Origin of the sequence: Luteibacter sp. ME-Dv--P-043b (assembly GCF_030209605.1) — a bacterium.
GTDB lineage: Bacteria > Pseudomonadota > Gammaproteobacteria > Xanthomonadales > Rhodanobacteraceae > Luteibacter.
Genome location: NZ_JARVRT010000003.1, coordinates 308145 through 327893, shown reverse-complemented (window position 1 = coordinate 327893; position 19749 = coordinate 308145). Strand labels below are relative to the sequence as shown.

General features: G+C 68.0%; 20 protein-coding genes. 13 read left to right on the top strand and 7 right to left on the bottom strand.

What is annotated here, in order from left to right; genetic code table 11:
* Genes QRN34_RS02910 through QRN34_RS02895 form a run of 4 tightly spaced genes read left to right on the top strand, consistent with a single transcriptional unit; the run spans position 1 to position 4066 of the window.
* The gene (locus QRN34_RS02910) at positions 1–1233 is read left to right on the top strand and encodes an O-antigen ligase family protein (RefSeq protein ID WP_285401815.1); all 1233 of its coding nucleotides are present in this window, start codon (positions 1–3) and stop codon (positions 1231–1233) included.
* On the top strand, positions 1226–1735 hold the full coding sequence (locus tag QRN34_RS02905) for a DapH/DapD/GlmU-related protein (protein WP_285401813.1): 510 nt from the start codon (positions 1226–1228) through the stop codon (positions 1733–1735). The genes QRN34_RS02910 and QRN34_RS02905 overlap by 8 nt, the downstream gene beginning before the upstream one ends.
* Positions 1732–2553 carry a glycosyltransferase gene (locus QRN34_RS02900; protein ID WP_285401811.1) on the top strand — a complete coding sequence of 274 codons (822 nt, stop codon included), beginning with the start codon at positions 1732–1734 and terminating at the stop codon, positions 2551–2553. The genes QRN34_RS02905 and QRN34_RS02900 overlap by 4 nt, the downstream gene beginning before the upstream one ends.
* Positions 2554–2566: 13 nt before the next feature.
* Complete coding sequence (locus tag QRN34_RS02895; RefSeq protein WP_285401809.1) at positions 2567–4066, top strand: right-handed parallel beta-helix repeat-containing protein; 1500 nt, start codon at positions 2567–2569, stop codon at positions 4064–4066.
* 4 nt (positions 4067–4070) lie between these two features.
* Here QRN34_RS02895 and galE read toward each other — a convergent pair whose 3' ends face one another.
* Together galE and QRN34_RS02885 are read right to left on the bottom strand one after the other, a co-directional pair.
* On the bottom strand, positions 4071–5051 hold the full coding sequence (gene galE / locus QRN34_RS02890) for a UDP-glucose 4-epimerase GalE (protein WP_285401807.1): 981 nt from the start codon (positions 5049–5051) through the stop codon (positions 4071–4073).
* Between the two features lie 79 nt (positions 5052–5130).
* Positions 5131–6576 (bottom strand): undecaprenyl-phosphate glucose phosphotransferase, encoded by a 1446-nt coding sequence (locus QRN34_RS02885; protein WP_285401805.1) that lies wholly within the window; start codon positions 6574–6576, stop codon positions 5131–5133.
* Positions 6577–6946: 370 nt separating this feature from the next.
* On the opposite strand from QRN34_RS02885, the gene QRN34_RS02880 reads away from it, so the two are divergent.
* From QRN34_RS02880 to QRN34_RS02870, 3 genes are read left to right on the top strand one after another with little or no spacing between them, the layout of a single operon-like run.
* The gene (locus tag QRN34_RS02880; protein ID WP_285401803.1) at positions 6947–7273 is read left to right on the top strand and encodes a hypothetical protein; all 327 of its coding nucleotides are present in this window, start codon (positions 6947–6949) and stop codon (positions 7271–7273) included.
* Entirely contained in the window at positions 7270–8385 is a 1116-nt protein-coding gene (locus QRN34_RS02875) for a polysaccharide biosynthesis/export family protein (RefSeq protein ID WP_345782882.1), read from the top strand. Before QRN34_RS02880 ends, QRN34_RS02875 begins: the two co-directional genes overlap by 4 nt.
* 42 nt (positions 8386–8427) lie before the next feature.
* A complete protein-coding gene (locus tag QRN34_RS02870) occupies positions 8428–9765 on the top strand; it encodes a UDP-glucose/GDP-mannose dehydrogenase family protein (protein ID WP_285401801.1) in 1338 nt (445 codons plus the stop codon).
* Between the two features lie 37 nt (positions 9766–9802).
* Here QRN34_RS02870 and QRN34_RS02865 read toward each other — a convergent pair whose 3' ends face one another.
* The 4 genes from QRN34_RS02865 to QRN34_RS02850 form a co-directional block, all read right to left on the bottom strand.
* Positions 9803–12040: a YjbH domain-containing protein gene (locus tag QRN34_RS02865; RefSeq protein ID WP_285401799.1), complete on the bottom strand. Its 2238-nt coding sequence runs from the start codon at positions 12038–12040 to the stop codon at positions 9803–9805.
* Positions 12040–12843 (bottom strand): capsule biosynthesis GfcC family protein, encoded by an 804-nt coding sequence (locus QRN34_RS02860; RefSeq protein ID WP_285401797.1) that lies wholly within the window; start codon positions 12841–12843, stop codon positions 12040–12042. Before QRN34_RS02860 ends, QRN34_RS02865 begins: the two co-directional genes overlap by 1 nt.
* A gap of 32 nt (positions 12844–12875) precedes the next feature.
* Positions 12876–13631: a YjbF family lipoprotein gene (locus tag QRN34_RS02855; RefSeq protein ID WP_285401795.1), complete on the bottom strand. Its 756-nt coding sequence runs from the start codon at positions 13629–13631 to the stop codon at positions 12876–12878.
* Between the two features lie 101 nt (positions 13632–13732).
* Positions 13733–14248, bottom strand: a complete 516-nt coding sequence (locus tag QRN34_RS02850; protein ID WP_345782881.1) for a low molecular weight protein-tyrosine-phosphatase — start codon at positions 14246–14248, stop codon at positions 13733–13735.
* A 3-nt stretch (positions 14249–14251) separates the two neighbouring features.
* Here QRN34_RS02850 and QRN34_RS02845 point away from each other — a divergent pair, with 3 nt between their 5' ends.
* Both QRN34_RS02845 and QRN34_RS02840 read left to right on the top strand, forming a co-directional pair.
* Positions 14252–14884 (top strand): phosphatase PAP2 family protein, encoded by a 633-nt coding sequence (locus QRN34_RS02845; protein WP_285401793.1) that lies wholly within the window; start codon positions 14252–14254, stop codon positions 14882–14884.
* Complete coding sequence (locus QRN34_RS02840) at positions 14881–15213, top strand: hypothetical protein (RefSeq protein WP_285401791.1); 333 nt, start codon at positions 14881–14883, stop codon at positions 15211–15213. Before QRN34_RS02845 ends, QRN34_RS02840 begins: the two co-directional genes overlap by 4 nt.
* 11 nt (positions 15214–15224) lie before the next feature.
* Here QRN34_RS02840 and QRN34_RS02835 read toward each other — a convergent pair whose 3' ends face one another.
* Entirely contained in the window at positions 15225–15965 is a 741-nt protein-coding gene (locus QRN34_RS02835; RefSeq protein WP_285401789.1) for an AraC family transcriptional regulator, read from the bottom strand.
* Positions 15966–16179: 214 nt separating this feature from the next.
* Between QRN34_RS02835 and QRN34_RS02830 the strand changes: the two genes are divergently transcribed.
* From QRN34_RS02830 to QRN34_RS02815, 4 genes are read left to right on the top strand one after another with little or no spacing between them, the layout of a single operon-like run.
* Positions 16180–17121, top strand: coding sequence for a 4-hydroxyproline epimerase (locus tag QRN34_RS02830; RefSeq protein WP_285401787.1), 942 nt, complete (start codon positions 16180–16182; stop codon positions 17119–17121).
* Positions 17100–18215 carry an FAD-dependent oxidoreductase gene (locus QRN34_RS02825; protein ID WP_285401840.1) on the top strand — a complete coding sequence of 372 codons (1116 nt, stop codon included), beginning with the start codon at positions 17100–17102 and terminating at the stop codon, positions 18213–18215. The genes QRN34_RS02830 and QRN34_RS02825 overlap by 22 nt, the downstream gene beginning before the upstream one ends.
* Complete coding sequence (locus QRN34_RS02820) at positions 18212–18457, top strand: (2Fe-2S)-binding protein (protein WP_036141152.1); 246 nt, start codon at positions 18212–18214, stop codon at positions 18455–18457. Before QRN34_RS02825 ends, QRN34_RS02820 begins: the two co-directional genes overlap by 4 nt.
* Positions 18450–19739, top strand: coding sequence for an FAD/NAD(P)-binding oxidoreductase (locus QRN34_RS02815; RefSeq protein ID WP_285401784.1), 1290 nt, complete (start codon positions 18450–18452; stop codon positions 19737–19739). Before QRN34_RS02820 ends, QRN34_RS02815 begins: the two co-directional genes overlap by 8 nt.
* Positions 19740–19749 lie beyond the last annotated feature (10 nt).

Below are 19749 nucleotides of genomic sequence, written 5' to 3'. Positions count from 1 at the left end.
ATGGCCATCGCGATCCACAAGACCCGGGGTGCCGCCATCGTGCTGATGGCCATGCTGTTCGTGCAGATACCGCTGGGCCACAGCACCAGCAGCAAGTCGCACGTGAACGTCTACCACCTGCTGCTCCTGCTGATGCCGGTGCTCTATCTTCCCGCCGCGCGTTACCTGAAACTCAATCCGGCTACGGCCTTCATCGCCACCATGGCGGCCACCGCGCTGGCCGCCGGGGCCACCTACGGCGGCGGCCTGCGCTCCACGCTGATCGTGTTCGTGGCGGCAGCGTATTTCCTCGGTGTCGTCTTCGGCCGCAAGCTGCAGGACGTGGAACTGCGCCGGATCTTCACCTGGATGCTGGGCTGCTGCCTCGCCTTCGTCATCCTGCGCGACCTGGTGTACGCGGGCAGCCTGGGCGCGGTCTACGCGCGCACCGAAGGCGCGTCCAGCATCCTGTACATGTCCACCGGCGGCCGCAACATCGAAGCCAGCCTGCTGGCCCTGCTTTCCCTGTTGCTGCTGGGCACCCGTGCCTACCCGATCGCCGCCGGCATCGCCTTGCTGACCAGCGGCATGATGCTGTCGCGCGCCGGGCTGGTCGGCACCGCGGTATCGATCGGCATCGCCTGTTTCCAGGCCCGCAAGTCACGCCACTATTACTTCTTCACGTTTTTCGGCGTGGCCATGGCCGTGCTGCTGGTCGGGCTGGTGCTTTCCTCGGTGGTCGACATCCCGGTGCTGGACCGCTTCAACCTCCAGGCCGAGACCCAGCTGGCCCACAAGAACGTCGGGCGCCTGGCCCTGTGGAACAGCGCGGGTACCGCCCTGGAGCACAACCTGCTCGGTTACGGGGTGGGCAACGGCGTGCCGGTGATGGAGCAACTGTCCGGGCTGACCTTCGTGGAGAACAACGTCCACAACATCTACCTGCAGTTCCTCCTCGAAGGTGGCGTGCAGTCGTTGCTGCTGTTCCTGGCCATGGCGGCGCAGATCCTGCTCACCCGTACCGAGGGCGCGCAGCGCAACATCAAGTTCTTCCTGCTGTGCTACCTCATGCTGGCCTGTATCGAGTTCAGCGGCTACGAGGCCTATTTCTGGTTTTTCGTGGGCATGTTCTACGCGCGTGCCGACCTGCGGCGCGCCGCGCAACGCATGGAAACGAAACGGCGCATGCAAGTGCGCGCCCAGCTCTCCGGCCGACCGACCGCCGATCCTTCCATGGACCCTTCTTATGCTTGACGCTTTCCGCGCCGACGTACGCCGGCTCCGCTCGCTGCCCGGGTATCGCAGCCTGGCCTGGTGGATGCTGGACCAGTCGTTCTGGGTCATCCTGACCTACCGGCTGCTGGCCGGCGCGCGCGGCACGGCGTTGCATGCACCGCTGCGCGTGCTGGAGAAACTGGCCGAGTTCGTCTTCAAGTGCTACCTGCCGACCACCGCGACCATCGGTCCCGGGCTGGTGATCTACCACGCCTTCGGCATCATCGTGAACGGCAAGACCACCATCGGCGCCAACTGCACCCTCTACGCGCGGGTATGCATCGGCAACCGCTTTCCCGGCGACGGGGCGCCCGTGATCGGCGACAACGTGACCATCGGCACCGGCGCCTGCATCTTCGGCCCGGTGGTCATCCCCGACCATTTCGTGGTGAAGGCCAACGCGGTCATTACCCCGTCGTCGATGCGCGCAAGCGCCCCGGCTCCCGTTTCCACCCCGCCCCACGCTGGAGCACCGTCATGAGCGAGGCCGATGTGCGCCTGTCGATCGTCATCATCACCTGGAACGAAAAGGAGAACCTGCAACGCTGCCTGCTCTCGCTGATGGACAAGCTGGACTTCGAGCGCGACGAGGTGATCGTCGTGGACAACGGCTCACGCGACGGCAGCGCCGAATTTGTCGCGACGCTGCCGCAGGTGCGCTATTTCCCGCTGGACAGCAACTACGGCGTGGGCCCCGCGCGCAACCGCGGCCTGTTCCTGGCCCGCGGCCGGTATTGCATGACGCTGGACAACGACACCATCTTCCTGACCGCCGATCCCGGCAGCATCGTCGACGAGTTCTTCCAGACCCACCCCGACGCGGGCGTGGTGGGATTCGAACTGCTCAACGTCGACCGCACGCGCCAGGATTCCACCCGCCGGTTTCCCCGCTTCTTCCAGCCCATCGCCGCCCGCATTCCGGCCACGCGCAAGCTCGGCTTCGTCCAGCGCGAACTGGACCGCCACCTGATGGTGGATACCGCGTTCGACGATGCCGACGATCCGCTCGAGGTGGACTACGTGCTGGGCGCCAACCAGACCTTCACCAAAAAGGTGGCCGCCCTGCTGATGGGTTACGACGACCGGATCTTCTTCGGCCCGGAGGATGCGGAGTTCTGCGTGCGCACGCGCAAGCTGGGCCTGCGCAACTACTACTGCCGGCGCATTTCCGTCGTGCACGACTACAAGCGGCGCACGCGCAAGTTCTCGCGCCTCGCGCTGAAGCACCTGGCCGGCTTCGCCTACATGCTGCGGAAGCACGGCGGGGTCTATCGCTATACGCTCGACGAGCGGCGCTGAGGCGGGCATGACCATGGACCGTCGCACCTTTCTTCGCCGCTCGGCCTGGGTCGCCGGCGCCTGTGCCGTCCTGCCACTGCCGCCGCTGCGCGCGGCCACCGCGGGCCGCGTGTTCCATATCGACGGGATCGATGGCGACGACGGTCGGGACGGCTCGACGCCCGCACAGGCCTGGCGCAGCCTGCGACGGCTGAACCAGGCGCGTTTCGGTCCCGGCGACCGCATCCTGTTCCGTCGTGGCGGCGACTACCCCGGCGCCTTCCTGCCGAAGGGCTCCGGCCGCGCCGGCGCGCCGGTCACGGTGGACGCCTATGGCGATGGTGCCCTGCCCCATCTGCACGCCGACGGCGACAGCCCCTCCACGGTGCGGCTGCAGAACGTCGAATACTGGGAGCTGCGCCACCTGGAGATATCCAATACGGGTGCGCAGCCCGCACCACGCCGGACCGCCGTGCACCTGTTCCACCAGGATGCGGGCGTGGTGCACGGCATCGTGCTGGAAGGCCTGTACCTGCGTGACGTCAACGGCAGCCTGGTCAAGAAGGACGGCGGTGGCAGTGCCATCCTCGTGCAGGCGGGGGGCAAGCAGACCCCGACCCGCTACCAGGGCCTCACCATCGCGGGCAATCGCATCGAGCGCTGCGGTCGCGACGGCATTCTCTTCCTCGGCGCGGGCAGCCGCCGATCCGGCCTTGCCGCCGGCGTGGTGGTCAGGGGCAACCGCCTCGTCGGCGTGCCCGGCGACGCCATCCTGGTCAAGGGCTGCACCGGCGCGATCGTGGAGCGCAACACGGTCAGCCAGTGCGGCGCACTGCCACGCGGTGAAGCCGCCGCCGGCATCTGGCCGTTCGACTGCGACGACACGCTGATCCAGTACAACGAGGTGAGCGACCACCGCGCCCATGCCGACGGCCAGGCGTACGACGCGGATTTCAACTGCCGCGGCACGGTCATCCAGTACAACTACAGCCACGACAACGTCGGCGGCATGGCGCTGGTGTGCAACGACGGGCGCAACGCCTCCGCCGTGGGCAACACGGGCACCGTCGTGCGCTTCAACGTCAGCATCAACGATGCACTGCGCGCCACGGACAGTGCCTCGCTGCGCATCTCCGGCCCCGTGGCCGGCAGCCGGATCTACAACAACATCATCATCATCCCGGACAAGCCCGTCGCCGACGCGGAAGTCACCGTGTTCAAGGCCACGCGGTGGCAAGGCGTACCCGACGACACCGCCATCCACGACAACATCATCGTGGCGGCGCGGTCGCCGGGCATGGACATGGGCCTGGCCACCCAGACCCGGCTGGGCGACAACGCCGTCTATACCGATACGCCGCAGGATGCCGCGCCAGGGCGGATGCGTGCGCTCGCGGGTGACGCCGCCCTGCTGGCGCGGTTCCGCCGCTACCGTCCCACGCTGGACCAGGTCAACGCGCTGGTTCGCGAGTGCTTCGTCGATGGCAAGCCAGTAGCCGATGCGCTGGCGCGGATCGGTCGGCTGGCAGCCTAGGGCGCTACCCGAACGCCGGCTCGCTGTGCCAACGCCACGCGCTGGCCAGGATATCGTCCAGACGCACCACCCGCGGCTCCCAACCCAGTTCCGTACGGGCCAGCGTGCTGGAGGCGACCAGCGTGGCCGGGTCGCCCGCACGCCGTGGCGCGATGGTGTGCGGTACCGCCTTTCCTGTCACGCGTTCGGCGGCGGCGATCACCTCGCGCACGCTGAAGCCTTCGCCGTTGCCGAGGTTGAAGCGATGGGCACCGGGCTGCCCGGACAGGTAATCGATGGCCAGCAGGTGCGCCGAGGCCAGGTCGTTCACGTGCACGTAGTCGCGCACGCAGGTGCCGTCGCGGGTAGCGTAATCGTCGCCGAACACGTTCAAAGCCGCGCCCTGCCCCAGCACCGCCTTCAGCACGTTGGGGATCAGGTGGGTTTCCGGCTCGTGCGCCTCACCGATCGTGCCTTGCGGATCGGCGCCCGCGGCATTGAAGTAACGCAAGGCGACCGAGCGCAGCCCGTAGGCCTTGGCTGCGTCCGCCAGCACGTGCTCGATCATCAACTTGCTCCGCCCGTAGGGATTGATCGGTGCGGTCGGGTGCGACTCGTCGATGCGTTCGGCCTGCGGATGCCCGAACACCGCCGCCGTGGAGGAAAACACCAGCCGATCCACCTCTGCCTCGCGCATCGCGCCCAGAAGCACCAGCGTGTTGGCCACGTTGTTCCGGTAGTAGGCATAGGGTTCGCCGACGGATTCACCCACCAGCGACTTGGCGCAGAAGTGGATGACCGCGTCGAAGCGCTGGGTGGCGAACACGCGCGCCAGGCGTGCGGCATCGCCGATATCGCCATGGACGAAGGTGACCTCGCGCGGCACCGCCTGGCGGTGACCCGTGGATAGATCGTCGTAGACGACCGCCTCGTGTCCCTGGCCGGTGAGGTAGCGCACCATGTGCGAGCCGACATAGCCCGCCCCGCCGCAGATCAGGAGCTTCAAGCGATCATTCCGGCGGATTCGGGAGGCAAGCGGCACGACACGGGTCGGCGCGATGGATGGCAGGACGGATGCAGCGCGATCAACGCGATTCCTCCACGGCGGGAGCGACGGCCGGCAAGGCCGGCTTTCCCGGTGCCGAGGATGCGGGAGCGGCCTCGCTGTGCACGAAGCCCTTGAACAGGGTGAGGAAGATGATGCGCAGGTCGAAGGCCAGCGACCAATGGTTGATGTAGTAAAGATCATGCTGGATACGCTTGACCAGATCGGTGTCGCCACGCCAGCCGTTGATCTGGGCCCAGCCGGTGATACCCGCCTTGACCATATGCTTGTGCATGTAGCCGGCGATCTCGCCCTTGAACTTCTCCACGAACATCGGCCGCTCGGGGCGCGGTCCCACAATGGACATGTCGCCGCGCAGTACGTTGAGGAACTGCGGCAGCTCGTCGAGGCTGGTCTGCCGGATGAAGCGGCCGAAGCGCGTCACCGTCTTGTTCTGTGCGCCGCCCCACTGCACGGCCTTGTTCTTCTCCATGTCCACGGGCATGGAACGGAACTTCATCATCTCGAATTCCTTGCCGTCCAGGCCGACACGGCGCTGGCGGTAAAGGACGGGACCGGGACTGGACAGCTTCACACCCACGGCCAGCGCGAGCATCAGCGGCGCGATCATCAGCAGGATGGTGCCGGCGATGACACGGTCCTCGATGTCCTTCAACAGCCATGCGTTGCCCAGCAGCGGGCTTTCCCGCAGCGTGACCAGTGGCACGCCGGCCACGTCTTCCATGCGGTGGTTGATGAGCTGGCGACCGAGCATGTCGGGAACGAATTTCACCGTCATGACGTGTTGTTCCATGCGGTCCAGCACGTAGTTGATGGCGCGGTTGGCACCGACCGGCAGCGCCACCAGCACCTGGTCCCATTCGCGGCAGGCCAGCACCTCGTCCAGTTCCAGCAGCGACCCGGCCATCGGGATGTTCGCCGGGGCGCCGTTGTCGTAACTGGTGCGCACGTACGCGGTGATCTTCATGCCCAGCGCGGGATTGGCTTCGACCTGCTCGATCATATGGATGCCCGAGTCGGTCGCGCCGATCAGCAGGCAACGGCTGATACCCACCCCACGCTCGTGCAGGCGGGTGGTTGCGCGGTACGCGACGAGGCGAACCAGTGCCATGAACGCGAGACCGAGCACGAAGGCCAGCGATACCCAGCCGCGCGAATACAACTCGCTCACCTTCAGCAGGTAGCCCAATGCAAGCAGCACGGCGAACGCCACGGACCACGATGCTGCAATGCGCCAATACTGGCCGATGGGACGCTGCCCGATGGGCTGCTCATAGACGCGGAACACGGCGGATGCCGTCAGCGTGGACAACAGGAGGATGACGAGGGCCACCGAATACAGGCTGGTCATCGCCAGCGTACCGAAGCGCAGGTAGTAGGCAAGGAAACTGGCCGACACGGCGCAGACGGGATCGCTTACGCGAAGTTCGAGATCCACTAACGTGTTGAATTTGGACAGTTGCATGACAGGTACCCTATTTCGACGCGATGATCGCCGGTTCATCGGCGTGCCCAGGTACGTGCCCCCCGTGGGATCGCGTTGCCCCTCCAGGGACACGTAGCGGCCCAACACGTGACGGTCGGCCCACGACATTCCCGTGGGGCCGCCAACTCAACACTTCGCAGTGTGTGTGTAACGATGACCCCATGCTGCACCGCCAGAATTTTGACGGCAATGCAAGATCATGCGATTTGCGGGTCGTGTCACAAAAAGAATTTTCGATAACGCACGTTCAGCCGATTACCTTGCACTTCCTTGCGAGTTGGCAGTGAATAACCCTGCCTACGCGATACATGCATACATGCATCGCTTCACATCACCGGAGATGACGACCATGAGACGTCTGCTGTTTGCCAGCGCGATACTTGCCGTCGCGATTCCTGCCTGGGCCCAGAGCCAACGCACCGACCGACCGCCGGCCAACCCACCGAACGCACGGCCCGCCGACGCCACGCCACCGCGGGTCGCGCGCCCCGATGAAGCGCGCGAGGCATCGCGCGGCGCGATCGCACCGACGCGCGTCGGGCCCGGCACCGCCGCCATGGGGGCCGTCACCGGCGCTGCCGCGAACAACACCAGCGGCACCGGTAACGACGGCACGGGCGGCACGGGTGGCACCGGGGGGACCGGCGGCTCGGGTGGCACGGGCGGCACGCGTTGAGGCTGCTGCTTGCGCTGGGTACCGCGGGATGCTGCCTGTTGCTCAATGGCTGCATCCTCGCGCCCGGCCAGCACATGAAGACCGGCGAACTGAACGACAAGCAGAGCGCCACGGGTAGCCGGTACCAACTGGTGCCCATCACACCCAAGCTCATCGCGATGGATCGTGCCACGGCCAGCGCGCCCGCCATCGATCCCACCCTCACGTCCTACCAACCCGATGCCTATCGCATCGGGCCCGGCGATTCGCTCTACATCACGGTGTGGGAACACCCCGAGCTCACCTCCCCCGCGGGCTCGCAGCAGCAGACCGGCGCCAACGGCCGCATGGTGCGGCCGGATGGCACGCTGTTCTATCCGTACGTCGGCTTGCTGAAAGCCTCCGGGCTGACCGTCGAGGAGCTGCGTCAGGCGATCACCGATCGCCTGACGAAATACGTGGAGAAGCCGCAGGTCGATATCAGCATCATCGCGTACGCCAGCCAGCGGGTGACGCTCGGTGGCGCGTTCGTGCGCACCGACCCGCAGAACATCACCGTGACGCCGCTGACCCTCGCGCAAGCGGTGGGCAGCGCCGGCGTCAATGCGCAACTGGCCGACCTATCCGACGTGGTGCTTCGCCGCGACGACCACGAATACCACATCGACATGGACGCGCTGTCGCGCTCGCGCGAGGGCGGCAAGGAGGTGTACCTGAAGGGCGGCGACAGTATCTACCTGCCCTATAACGACCGCCACGAGGCCTACGTGATCGGCGAGGTGCTGCGGCCCCAGGCCATCTCGTTCAAGACCAGCGACCTCACGCTCACGCAGGCGCTGGGTCGGTCGGGCGGACTCAACCAGAGCAGCGCCAACGGACGATCGGTGTACGTCATCCGCGGCGTGGAAGACATGGAAAAAGCCCCCGCGACCATCTACCAGCTGGACAACACCTCGCCCGCGGCCTTCGCCGTGGCGGCGCAGTTCTCGGTCAAACCGGGCGACGTCATCTTCGTCGGGCCGGCCGGCATCACCCGCTGGAACCGCTTCATCAGCCAGCTGCTTCCGCTGTCCGGCCTGGTCAGCAACGCGGCGAGCGCGACATACAACCTGGACCGGGCCAGCCAGCTCTGACGCTGCCCGCTCCGCTCCATCCAGACGTCTGAAGGGACATCCATGAAGGTCACAATATTCGGCACGGGCTACGTGGGACTGGTTACGGGCGCCTGCCTTGCCGAGATGGGCAACCACGTGGTGTGCGTGGACGTGGACCAGGCCAAGGTGGCGGGACTCAGGCAAGGCATCGTGCCTATCTACGAGCCGGGCCTGGCACCCATCGTCACGCGCAACTACGCCTCCGGGCAACTGGACTTCACCACCGATCCCGCGCCTGCCGTGGCCCACGGCGAACTGATCTTCATCGCGGTGGGCACGCCGCCGGACGAAGACGGCAGTGCGGACATGAAATACGTGCTCAGCGTGGCACGCACCATCGGCGAGCATATCGACGACTACGCCGTCGTCGTGAACAAGTCCACCGTGCCGGTGGGCACCGCCGACCGCGTCCGAGCGACCATCGCGGATGCGCTGGCGGCGCGTGGCGCGGCGATCGATTTCGACGTGGTCTCCAATCCCGAGTTCCTCAAGGAAGGCGATGCCGTGGAGGATTGCCTCCGGCCGGATCGCATCGTGGTCGGCTCGTCCAGCGAGCGCGCGGTGGCCCGCCTGCGCAAGTTGTACGCCCCCTTCAACCGCAACCACGACCGCATGGTGGTGATGGATGAACGCTCCGCCGAACTGACCAAATACGCCGCCAACGCCATGCTGGCGACGAAGATCAGTTTCATGAACGAGATCGCCAACATCGCCGAGCGTGTGGGTGCGGATGTCGAGCTGGTCCGCCAGGGCATCGGCGCGGACCCGCGCATCGGCTATCACTTCATCTACCCCGGCGCCGGCTACGGTGGATCGTGCTTCCCCAAGGACGTGCAGGCGCTGGAACGCATCGCGCGCGGCCACGGCTACGACGCGCGGCTGCTGGCCATGGTGGAGGCAGTGAACGCGGCGCAGAAACACCGCGTGTTCGAGCACCTGCTGGGCCACTTCGAGGGCGACATCGCCGGCAAGACGATCGCCCTTTGGGGCCTGGCCTTCAAGCCGAACACGGACGACATGCGCGAGGCACCCAGCCGTCGCCTGATGGAGTCGCTGTGGGACGCGGGCGCCCGCGTGCGTGCCTTCGATCCGGAAGCCCGCGACGAGACCACGCGTATCTACGGCCAGCGCGACGACCTGGTGCTGTGCCAGGGTGCCTACGACGCCCTGGAAGGCGCCGATGTGCTGGTGCTGCTGACCGAGTGGAAAGCCTTTCGCAGCCCGGATTTCGCCCGCGTGAAGGCCATGCTGAAGACGCCGGCGATCTTCGACGGTCGCAACCTCTACGATCCCGCCACCGTCGAGGAAGCCGGCATCGCGTACTACGGCATCGGGCGCGGGCGTTCGCTGCAACGTTGAACCAGGGCGGGCCGGCGCCACCGTGCGCCGGCCCGCCCTACTCGGCGATCCTGCCGAGGTTCTTGTCGAACAGGTCGCTGTCCAGGTCGTTGGTCAACGTGTAAAGCGTGTAACGCTTGTTCAGGCGCGCGCCACCGTCACGCTGCAGGGGCTGCCACAACAAGGTGGCGCGGTTGCGCGACGAGCGCGGCAGCAGCAGGTCGAAGGGAATGGACACGTAGATGCCCTTGTCGAAGCTGCCCTCGCCGTAGCCGGCGCTGCCCGACTTGTTGGTGATAGTGGCATAGGCGCCCATCCGGGCCCCGTTGGCGAACTGCCGTGACACGTCCACCGTGGTACCCCAGTCCCCCGCCAGGTAGCGCCCGACGCTCACCGCCACGGTGACGTTGTGGTAGCCGGTATCGAGGTAACCCGTGGCCTGGCCCGTGATCACGTGATATTTGCGGAACGACAGGTCCTGCCGGAAGCCGCGCGACTTCACCCAGTTCAGGTCCGCGCCGATGGCCCAGTGCTGGCCGAATGGCCGGTAGAGCACTTCCCCACCGGCGCCGCCGTACATGCTTTCCAGCATGCCGGCGTAGGCCAGTCCGTAGAGATCCTGACCCAGTTTGCGCGTGCCCGTCAGTTGCAGGTTCGGCACCGTGACATCGGAGCTGGTGAGATAACGGCGGACGTCGGTGCGCACGCGCGGCAGGTTGCTCGGCGCGTCGTAGCGGAAGGTGTCGTAGTTGTTGGCGAGGTTGACCGAGAGCACGCCGTCGACCCACAGGTGACGCGTCACGTTGAACGTGCCCGACGCCGCGGCATACACCTGGTACAGCACGAAGGCGTCCGGGCCGCCCAGGTTCTGCTGGTAGCCGAGCGACGTGCCGCCGGTGAAGCGCCGCAGCGGCGCGCGGTACAGCACCTCTTCGTCCCGCGCCGTCACCGGGTCCTGTTCCACGCTGCGGCGGAAGTCGGACAGGTCCAGCCGGTGATCGAGCAGTTCGAGGAAGCGGGGCCGGTGCACGCTGGTGTCCACGGTGGCCAGCCCGCTGCGCTCGGCGGACACCGTGACCCAGTCGATCGTGCCGTCCACCCGGTTGTCGACGATGCGCGTCGCGCGTCCCACGCCTTCCGCCGCGTAGAAGAAGCGATCCTGCTGCCCGTGGATGACCAGCTCGGACCCGCGCCGGCCGATGCTGCGCACATCGATCCCGGCGTTGTTGCCCAGCGCGTTGGCCATCTCCGCCCAGTCCACCTGCGCGGGCGCGCGGCGCGCCGGCCCGGGCGCACCGGCAGCCGCCGCCTTATCGCCCGTCAGCGCGGTCGGTAGCGCGGCCTGCGGCTCCGGGGAGGTCCGCACGGGAACGCTCGTGTACGCCACGGCCTCCGGCTTCGGGTCGGACAGTTTAGGCGGGTCCACATGCGTGGCCAGGTTGCTGTGCAGGTTGATCGCGGCGGTGCCGACGTGGCCGCGCTCGTAGCCCAGCGTGAGGTCCACGTTGCCGTTCAGGCGGAACACGGCGCCCAGGTTGACCGGCCACCGCTGCGGCTGGTTGTTGTTCTGCGGCTGGTGCTTGTAGTCGTTGCCGTCGAGTTCGGCCTTGAGCACCAGCCAGCGCCACGGCGACCGATATTCCACGCCGCCGAAGAACCCGGGACGCCCGCGCAGGAACTTGTTGATGCTGAGGGCACCCGTCGCCCCCGTGCCGCTGTTGGGGCGGGTGTCGAACTTGTCGCTGATGAAGTCCAGCGGATTGGCAATGTCGCCGCGGTTGCCGATGTAGCCCCAGGCGAGGCCCAGGCTGAAGTCGAACGGCCCCGCACGCTTGCTGGCCACGATGTATTCGCTGGAAAACAGCCCCGTACCGCCGATATCCCGGGCACCCACGGCCACCGCGGGCAGCCAGCGGCTCTCTTCGCGAAGGCGCACCTTGGCGTCGATGGACTTGTCCTTGTAGGTCTGGCTGCCACTCAAGTACGTCGGGCCATACGGCCGGTTGCTGACATTGGTGTAGCGGAACGAGCCCTCCAGCCACGGCAGCGGCTGCAGGGAGACGTTGTAGTTCGTGTAGGGCGTGGTGCGACTGAGCACGAAACTGAACTCGCCTTCCTGCGCCATCCGGGCAGTCGGCGATTGCATCAGGCCGACACCACCGAAGTCGCTCTGCGTGTAGGCCTCCTGCGCGCCGGCTGCCGAGGCGACGCCTGCCAGCACACCCAGCCGCAAGGCGCGGCCGCCGTACGACGCGACGCGGCGGAGCCCACGGCGGGAAACGGCAGCCAGGCGCACTACGGGTGGACCCCGTCGTCCGGCCACTGCGTGGCGAGGAAGGCCGCCACCTCGCGATCGAACGCGTCGTCCACCGCGCCCGCGATCGCCTTGCGATTAAAGGGCACGTAGATCCATGCACCCGGCGCCAGCGGACGCGGCGCGTCACGGTTCCACAGGGCGACGTTCTGCGCGAACACGGCGCCATCGGGTTGCACCACGAAGATCGTGTCCGGATCCGCGGCGGGCGATACCGCGCACGCTCGCAGGTAGCTCCTGGCATCCTGCAGCGCCACGTGCGGCACCCGGCAGGGCGCGTTCAGGGCGCCCACCACACGAATGTCCGCCGGGCGACGCGGATAGACCAGCCGGTCGCCGTCGTGCACCGGCAGGTTGTCTTCCGGGGTGACTTCCAGCCGCGCGGCGTCCAGCGATACCGGCACGCGACGGCCGGTGACCGGCAACGCCGCGAGCCATGCCTGGAACGCCGCGGCGCGTATCGACAGGATGTCCTCGCCCCGCGCCATGGCCTGGCGGCGAATCGCGCCCAGCTCGTAGACCAGGCCGGCCTGCAGGCGCACCTGCTCGCGGCGCAGGCCCGGCTGCAACCAGGCGGCACCGAGCAGGTAGGCATCGGGCGCGATATCCGCCGCCAGGGCCACGTCGGCCAGTCGCGCGCCGGCCGGATAGACGGCCGAACCCGCATGCCCCACGGCGCCGTCGACGGTGACCCGTATCGTCTGCGCAGGCGGCTCCTGCGCCTGCGCCGAGCCAAAAGCAAACGCTACAACGACAGCGACAGCGACGGCGAACACCCACCGCACGACAAAAGATCGGTCGGACAAACTGAAGCGCCTCACGGGGCCGACTCGCGATACGGCCGCAACTGGACCAGCTCGAGCGGGTAGTCCGGGGCCACGTACTGGCGGCTTTTCCAGATGAAGCCGTCCGCGGGATCGACCCAGTAGCGGTTGTGCAGGTGCACCCCCTGCCCGACCAGGGTTTCATCCACGCGCCGCAGCCGGTACACGGTATCCAGGATCGTCACGTCTTCCAGGCCCCCGGGCACCAGCTGCCCGTCCAGCACGACGCCGTAACGGTAGCCCGGGGACCAGTCCATGCGGCGCGTGTAGCGCGTGGTGCCGTGCAGGCGATGCAAGCCCTCGTGGAACGGATCGGCCCCGGGAAACACGGAGGTATCGAGGTTCTGCGGCAGGCCGACCGTGCGGGTGACCAGACCGTCACGGGTGAACACGATGTCGTGCCCCACGCCGTACCAGCCGAGCACGCCATGCGCCGTGTTCGCCAGGATGAGGATGGCCCGTCCCGACGACGCATCCACCTGCAACTGGAAATACGGCGAGGCGGCCACGGAGGCCGGCGTGGCATCCACGGTATCGCCGTGCAGCGCGAGACGCAGGCTTTCGACGCTGCCGACCGATACCGTCGAGCAACCGGCCACCAGCCAAAGCGCCAGGGCGCAGACGACGGCATGCAGAAATCGTGGCGCGACGCTCGCGCGTTGGGTCAGGGGGCATTCCAAAATCAGTGGCGGGTCCGTCGGGTAGAGGTCGGTTTTCGGCGCGCGGGCGGCCGAAGCGATGCAGGACAACACTGACCGTGGAGCCGGCGCCCACAGGGGGACGACCGGGGTGCATCGAAAACCTTACAGGAGGCGAACGTGCCGAAAAATGACTCCCGTCACGACACGCGTCACAAATAGCGCAACCATGCCGAAACGGATGCGTCGATCAGTGTGTATACATGTTCGAAGGCTTCGCGCTGCTGGCGATAGGGGTCGGGAATGTCGCGACCCTCTCCCCAGCGATCGAGCAGGAACACCTTGCCGCTGACCTCCGGCGCGATACGCCCCAACTCGGCCACATGCCGCTTCTCCATCGCCAGGATGAGGTCGTAGGGCCGCAGCAGCGCACGATCGACCTGGCGCGCGCGATGCACATCGCCGTCGATGCCGTGCTCGTGCAGCAGCTGGCACGCCGTGGCGTCCATGGGATGACCGACCAGCGCGCCCAGGCCCGCGCTTTCCACCCGCGTACGATGGCCATCGCCCAGGCGCGCCCGCAGCACGTACTCGGCGATGGGGCTACGACAGATGTTGCCGACGCAGACGATCAGTATCCGTTCGAACATGGGTGCTGCGATACTCCGTGGCTTGGACGACGCCGTGGCGACGAACGCAACCGACATGATAGCGACACGCGAAGGCATGGCATGAATCCGTGGCACGCCATCACCGCCTTCGGCGACAGCGCCCTGCTGCTCCCCCTGATCGCCTGGACGGGTATTTGCCTGCTGGTGCCGCCGTTGCGCGTGCGCGATGCACGGCGATGGGCGGGCGCGGTCGTGTTCGCCGGCGGCATCGTGTGCCTGTCCAAGCTGCTCTTCATGGGCTGGGGCGTCGGCCCCGCCGAACTCGACTACACGGGCTTCAGCGGGCATACCACGCTGGCGCTGCTGGTCTGGCCGTCGCTGGCCGCCTTGCTCGCACGCGATGGGGCGCCGCTCGTGCGCCGCGGCGCCATCGCGCTGGCCACGTGCCTCGGCGCGGCCGTTGCCGTGTCGCGGCTGGCCCTGAAGGTGCACAGCCCGTCGGAAGTCGTGCTCGGCGCCGTGCTCGGCGTCGCGGTCATGGTGTGGTTCGTGCGTGGCGTGGCGCCTCGTGCCGAACTGCCGATGCCACAACGTCGCCACGCCGCGCTGCTGCTGGGCCTGGGCGCGCTGGCCATTACCGTGGCCTGTCATGGCCGCGTGTTTCCGTCCCAACATATCCTCAAGGACATCGCGCAATGGCTGAGCGGCCACGGCGAGGTCTTCACGCGCCGCCTTCGACAGGACGCCCCATGACCACACCACCGACCCCGCCCCCGCAGAGCGCGTGGTACATGAAGCTCGTCACGGCGCGTGCCGCCGTGGACAAGGCGGCCGCGGACACGGCGCTGGCGGCCGACGAGTTGCGCCGCTACCAGAAGTTCGCCCGCCCGGGCCAGCCGTCAGCCCACACCGTGCAGCTGCGCCAGAAGCAGGCAGCCGCACGACAGGCCTCCGCGCAGGCGAAGCAGGCGTTTTTGAAAGCCGCGATGGAAATGGCACGCGAGGCGGGACTGACGCCGCCACCGCGCGTCTCGCTGGAAACCTTCATGCGGGACTGGATGGACGCCCAGCCGGCCGACTGACGCGCGCTACGTCAGGTGGATGCCGTTACGCCCCGCGCGTTGCGCGCCGGTGCCGCCTGGGCCGCCACGGCGCGGTATTCGCTCGGGGTCATGCCCACGGTGGCCTTGAACTGCCGGGCGAAGGCGCTCTGGTCCACGAAGCCGCAGGCCATGCCGATGGCCGCGACGTTGTCGTCGCCGCCGAGCAGGCGCATGGCCGCTTCGATGCGCAACTTGGTGAGCACCTGCTGCGGGGTCAGCTGGAACACCCGGCGGAAATGCCGCTCCAGCTGCGCGACCGACAACCCGGCCAGCTCGGCCAGCGCGGGAATTCGCACGCCCTCGCCATAGTGCTCCTGCATGTAGCCGAGCACGCGGCGCAGCCGCTCGTACGTCGGATGCTTGCCGTCGGGAAGGCCCAGATCGCGCGAGATGCCGATCACGCCGCGGATCTCGCCGCGCGAGGACACCGGTCGCTTGCAGGTGAGGCACCAGCCAGGTGCCCGGTTGCTGAAGATGTGGACCTCGAGCTGGTTCTCGATCACTTCGCCGGTGAGCACCCGACGATCCTGTGCGGCATAGGACCCACTCATGAGCGCGGGAAACAGCTCGGTGACGCCGCGACCGATCACCTCGCTGCGCTGCTTCAGGCCGAGACGGCGGACCAGGGTGAGGTTGGCGTGCGTGTACCTGCCTTCGGTGTCCTTGACGAAGAACACGACATCGGGCAGCGCATCGAACAACGGCTCCAGTTCATCGGCGGAAATCTTCATGGTAAGGATGCTCCTTCGGCACAGCTGCGCACGGGTTTCAGGACCGTCTGGATCATGGCGCGATGCATCATAAACCGCTTCGCACCGGGAAAGCCAAGTAAACAGGCATTCCCGGCACGGTTTGCCGAACTTGTAGCCAATTATGCCAAATTCCGCATCTACCCATGGCAAAGCTTTCTATACGCCGCAGGGGCTGCCCGGTGAGCATGGACCCATGCATCGAATCGAATTCATCGACTCCCACACCGGCGGCGAACCGACCCGCGTGGTCCTTTCCGGTTTTCCCGACCTGGGCGATGGCCCGCTGGCGGCGCGACTGCAGCGCATGCGAGCGCAACACGATGCCTGGCGGCAGGCGATCGCCTGCGAACCGCGCGGCTCGGACACCATGGTGGGCGCCCTGCTGCTGGAGCCGACCGATCCCACCGCGTGTGCAGGAGTGATCTTCTTCAACAACGTCGGCTACCTGGGCATGTGCGGACACGGCAGCATCGGCCTGGTGCGCACGTTGCAGCACCTGGGCCGCATCACCCCGGGGCGCCATCGCCTGGAAACGCCGGTGGGCATGGTGGGCGTCGAACTGCTGGACGACGGCCGCGTGGCCATCGAAAACGTCGAGAGCTACCGTCATCGCCGCAGCGTGTCGGTCGATGTCGCCGACTACGGCAGCATCACCGGTGACGTCGCCTGGGGCGGCAACTGGTTCTTCATCACCGGCGAAACGCCGCTGCCGCTCACGCTGGCCAACCAGCGCGGGCTCACCGCCTATACCGAAGCCATTCGCGCCAGCCTGGAGCACGCCGGCGTCACCGGTGCGGGCGGGCAGGAAATCGACCACATCGAACTCAACAGCAACGACCCCGAGGGCGGCAACGACGGACGCAACTTCGTCCTCTGCCCGGGCATGGCCTACGATCGCTCGCCGTGCGGCACCGGAACCAGCGCTAAGGTGGCCTGCCTGGCCGCCGACGGCAAGCTCGATCCGGGCCAGGTCTGGCACCAGGCAGGCATCCTGGGCAGCGTGTTCGAGGCCACCTACCGGCACGGCGAACGCGGTGTGTTGCCCCGGATTACCGGCAGCGCCCATGTCACGATGCAAGGCACCCTGCTGATCGACGAGGCCGACCCGCTGGCCTGGGGTATCGGCGCCGCGTGAGCACGTTCGACCTGATCGTGATCGGCGCCGGCATCGTCGGTGCCGCCTGTGCCGAACGGGCCAGCGCGGCCGGGCTCAATGTCGCCATCGTGGAGCCCGGCGCGATCGGCGGCGGCGCCACCGCGGCGGCCATGGGCCACCTGGTCGCCATGGACGACGATCCGGCCGAATTCGCCCTCTCGCGCTATTCGCTGGGGTTGTGGGACGCCTTCGCCAACCTCCCGGGCGCGGAGTTCAGCCGCTGCGGCACCCTGTGGGTGGCCAGCAACGACGACGAACTGGCACGCATCCCGGACAAGCTCGGTCGCCTCCTCGCGGCCGGTGTGCAGGCCGAGCCGCTGGACGCCCGCGCGCTCTACGAACACGAGCCCGCCCTGGCGCCCGGCCTGGCCGGCGGCCTGCGCATTCCGAACGAAGCCGTGGTGTATCCGCCGGCAGTCGCGCGCCATCTGGTCGATCGTGCGCTGCGCGCGGGCGCCATGCTCCACCGGCAGACGGCCGCCAGCCTCTATCCGCAAGGGGTGGTGCTGCACGACGGCAGCACGCTGCGCGGCCCCGTTCTTGTCGCCACCGGGTGTGCCTTGCCACAGCTGCTGCCGACGCTACCCATCCGGGCTCGCAAGGGCCACCTGGTGATCACAGACCGCTATGCCGGCAAGGTGACCCACCAGCTGCTCGAACTGGGCTACGCGGACAGCGCCCACGGTGCGGATGCGGCCAGCGTGGCGTTCAACGTGCAGCCGCGTCCCACCGGCCAGATCCTGATCGGTTCGTCGCGCGAATACGATGCAGCCGACGCCAGCGTCTCCATGGCCATGGTGCAGCGCATGCTCCAGCGCAGTTTCCGTTTCCTGCCGTGCCTGCGCGAACTGGCGGCCGTGCGCATCTGGACCGGTTTCCGGCCGGTGAGCGTCGATGGCCTGCCCTATATCGGCCGTGTTCCCGGCATGGCCGATACCTGGGTGGCGGCCGGGCACGAGGGCCTGGGCGTCACGACATCGCTGGGCAGCGCGCAGCTGCTGATCGACCAGCTGCTCGGGCGCCCCACGGCCATCGATGCCTCGCCCTACGATCCCGCGCGGGTGGTCCGATGAGCGGCCATGTGCGCATCGTGATCGACGGCCTGCCGGTCGAGGTGCCGGAGCGGATCAGCGTCGCCGCCGCCTTGCTCGGCCTGGAACGCCCGTTCCGCCGCTCGGTCGGCGGTCAGCATCGCGCCGCCGTGTGCGGCATGGGCGTGTGTTTCGAGTGCCGCGTGGGCATCGACGGCCTGGCGCAACAACGCGCCTGCCAGGTCACCGTGCGCGAGGGCATGAGGGTGGATACCGATGCATGACCGCTTCGACATCGCCGTTGTGGGTGCGGGCCCGGCCGGACTGGCCGCGGCCACCGCCGCCGCCGCGCACGGGCATCGCGTCGCCCTGATCGACAGCCAGCCCGCGGCTGGCGGCCAAGTGTGGCGACAGGACATTGCGTACGGCTACCCGGCCATGGCCCGGCGCAGCATCGACGGCGCACTGGCCACGCGCGGCGTGACGTGGCTGCCCGAGACGCAGGTGATCGCCGCGGAACCCGGCCAGTTGCTGTTGCAGGACCCGCGACGCGGCTACCTGCTGCCTTTCCACTCACTGGTGGTCGCCACGGGTGCCCGCGAGCTGCTGCTGCCCTTCCCCGGCTGGACCCTGCCCGGCGTGGTCGGCGCCGGCGGTCTGCAGGCGCTGCTGAAACAGGGCTGGGCCCTGCGCGGACGGCGTGTGCTGGTCGCCGGCAGCGGTCCGCTGCTGCTGGCCGCCGCAGCCACCGCGCGCCGGCATGGCGCCATCGTGCTGGGCATCCACGAGCAGGCCCCGGCCACCGCCATCAACGCGTTCGCCCGCGGGCTCTGGCGCTGGCCGGGCAAGGCCGCGCAGGCCGCCGCCCTGCGCCTGTCGCTGCGCGGCGTGGGCTATCACACCGGCAGCGTGGTCACCGCCGCCGTGGGCGAGCAGGCGCTGGTGGCCGCCGATATCGACGACGGGCACGGCACGCGGCATGTCGCGTGCGACGTGCTGGCCGCCGGCTTCGGACTGGTGCCTGACCTTGCCCTCGCCCGGCAACTCGGTTGCGCGACGCGCGTCGGCGACAACGAGGTGCATCCACGGATCGTCGTCGACCCTTACCAGCGCACCAGCCGTGACGACACCTTCGCCGCCGGCGAAAGCTGTGGTATCGGCGGACGCGACAGCGCCCGCCTGGAGGGCGAGATCGCCGGGCTTGCCGCCGCCGGTGCCCGCGTGCCCGATGCACTGTTGCGCCGACGCGATCACGCCCGCGCGTTTGCCGCGCACCTGCAGCGGCACTTCACGTTGTCGCCGCGCGTGCGCGACCTGGCGCGCGACGACACCCTGGTCTGCCGCTGCGAGGACGTCACGCTGGGCGCCGTGCGCGCACATGCCGACGCACGCAGCGCCAAACTCGCCACCCGCTGCGGCATGGGCGCGTGCCAGGGCCGCATCTGCGGCGCCGCGCTCGCCGAACTGGGCCATGGCTTCCGCACCGATCCGCGCCCCCCGCTCTTTCCCGCCCGCCTGTCCACCCTGGGCGAGCCGGACCTTCCCTGTTCCCTACCTTCACCTTGAGAGGCACACC

Bases quoted from the DNA above. Each gene is read 5' to 3' on its own strand.
- QRN34_RS02845 (WP_285401793.1), top strand. From the start codon at position 14,252: ATGAATCCGTGGCACGCCATCACCGCCTTCGGCGACAGCGCCCTGCTG.
- QRN34_RS02835 (WP_285401789.1), bottom strand. From the start codon at position 15,965: ATGAAGATTTCCGCCGATGAACTGGAGCCGTTGTTCGATGCGCTGCCC.
- QRN34_RS02900 (WP_285401811.1), top strand. From the start codon at position 1,732: ATGAGCGAGGCCGATGTGCGCCTGTCGATCGTCATCATCACCTGGAAC.
- QRN34_RS02840 (WP_285401791.1), top strand. From the start codon at position 14,881: ATGACCACACCACCGACCCCGCCCCCGCAGAGCGCGTGGTACATGAAG.
- QRN34_RS02885 (WP_285401805.1), bottom strand. From the start codon at position 6,576: ATGCAACTGTCCAAATTCAACACGTTAGTGGATCTCGAACTTCGCGTA.
- QRN34_RS02850 (WP_345782881.1), bottom strand. From the start codon at position 14,248: ATGCCTTCGCGTGTCGCTATCATGTCGGTTGCGTTCGTCGCCACGGCG.
- QRN34_RS02815 (WP_285401784.1), top strand. From the start codon at position 18,450: ATGCATGACCGCTTCGACATCGCCGTTGTGGGTGCGGGCCCGGCCGGA.
- QRN34_RS02820 (WP_036141152.1), top strand. From the start codon at position 18,212: ATGAGCGGCCATGTGCGCATCGTGATCGACGGCCTGCCGGTCGAGGTG.
- QRN34_RS02870 (WP_285401801.1), top strand. From the start codon at position 8,428: ATGAAGGTCACAATATTCGGCACGGGCTACGTGGGACTGGTTACGGGC.
- QRN34_RS02895 (WP_285401809.1), top strand. From the start codon at position 2,567: ATGGACCGTCGCACCTTTCTTCGCCGCTCGGCCTGGGTCGCCGGCGCC.
- QRN34_RS02830 (WP_285401787.1), top strand. From the start codon at position 16,180: ATGCATCGAATCGAATTCATCGACTCCCACACCGGCGGCGAACCGACC.
- QRN34_RS02910 (WP_285401815.1), top strand. From the start codon at position 1: ATGGCCATCGCGATCCACAAGACCCGGGGTGCCGCCATCGTGCTGATG.
- QRN34_RS02880 (WP_285401803.1), top strand. From the start codon at position 6,947: ATGAGACGTCTGCTGTTTGCCAGCGCGATACTTGCCGTCGCGATTCCT.
- QRN34_RS02905 (WP_285401813.1), top strand. From the start codon at position 1,226: ATGCTTGACGCTTTCCGCGCCGACGTACGCCGGCTCCGCTCGCTGCCC.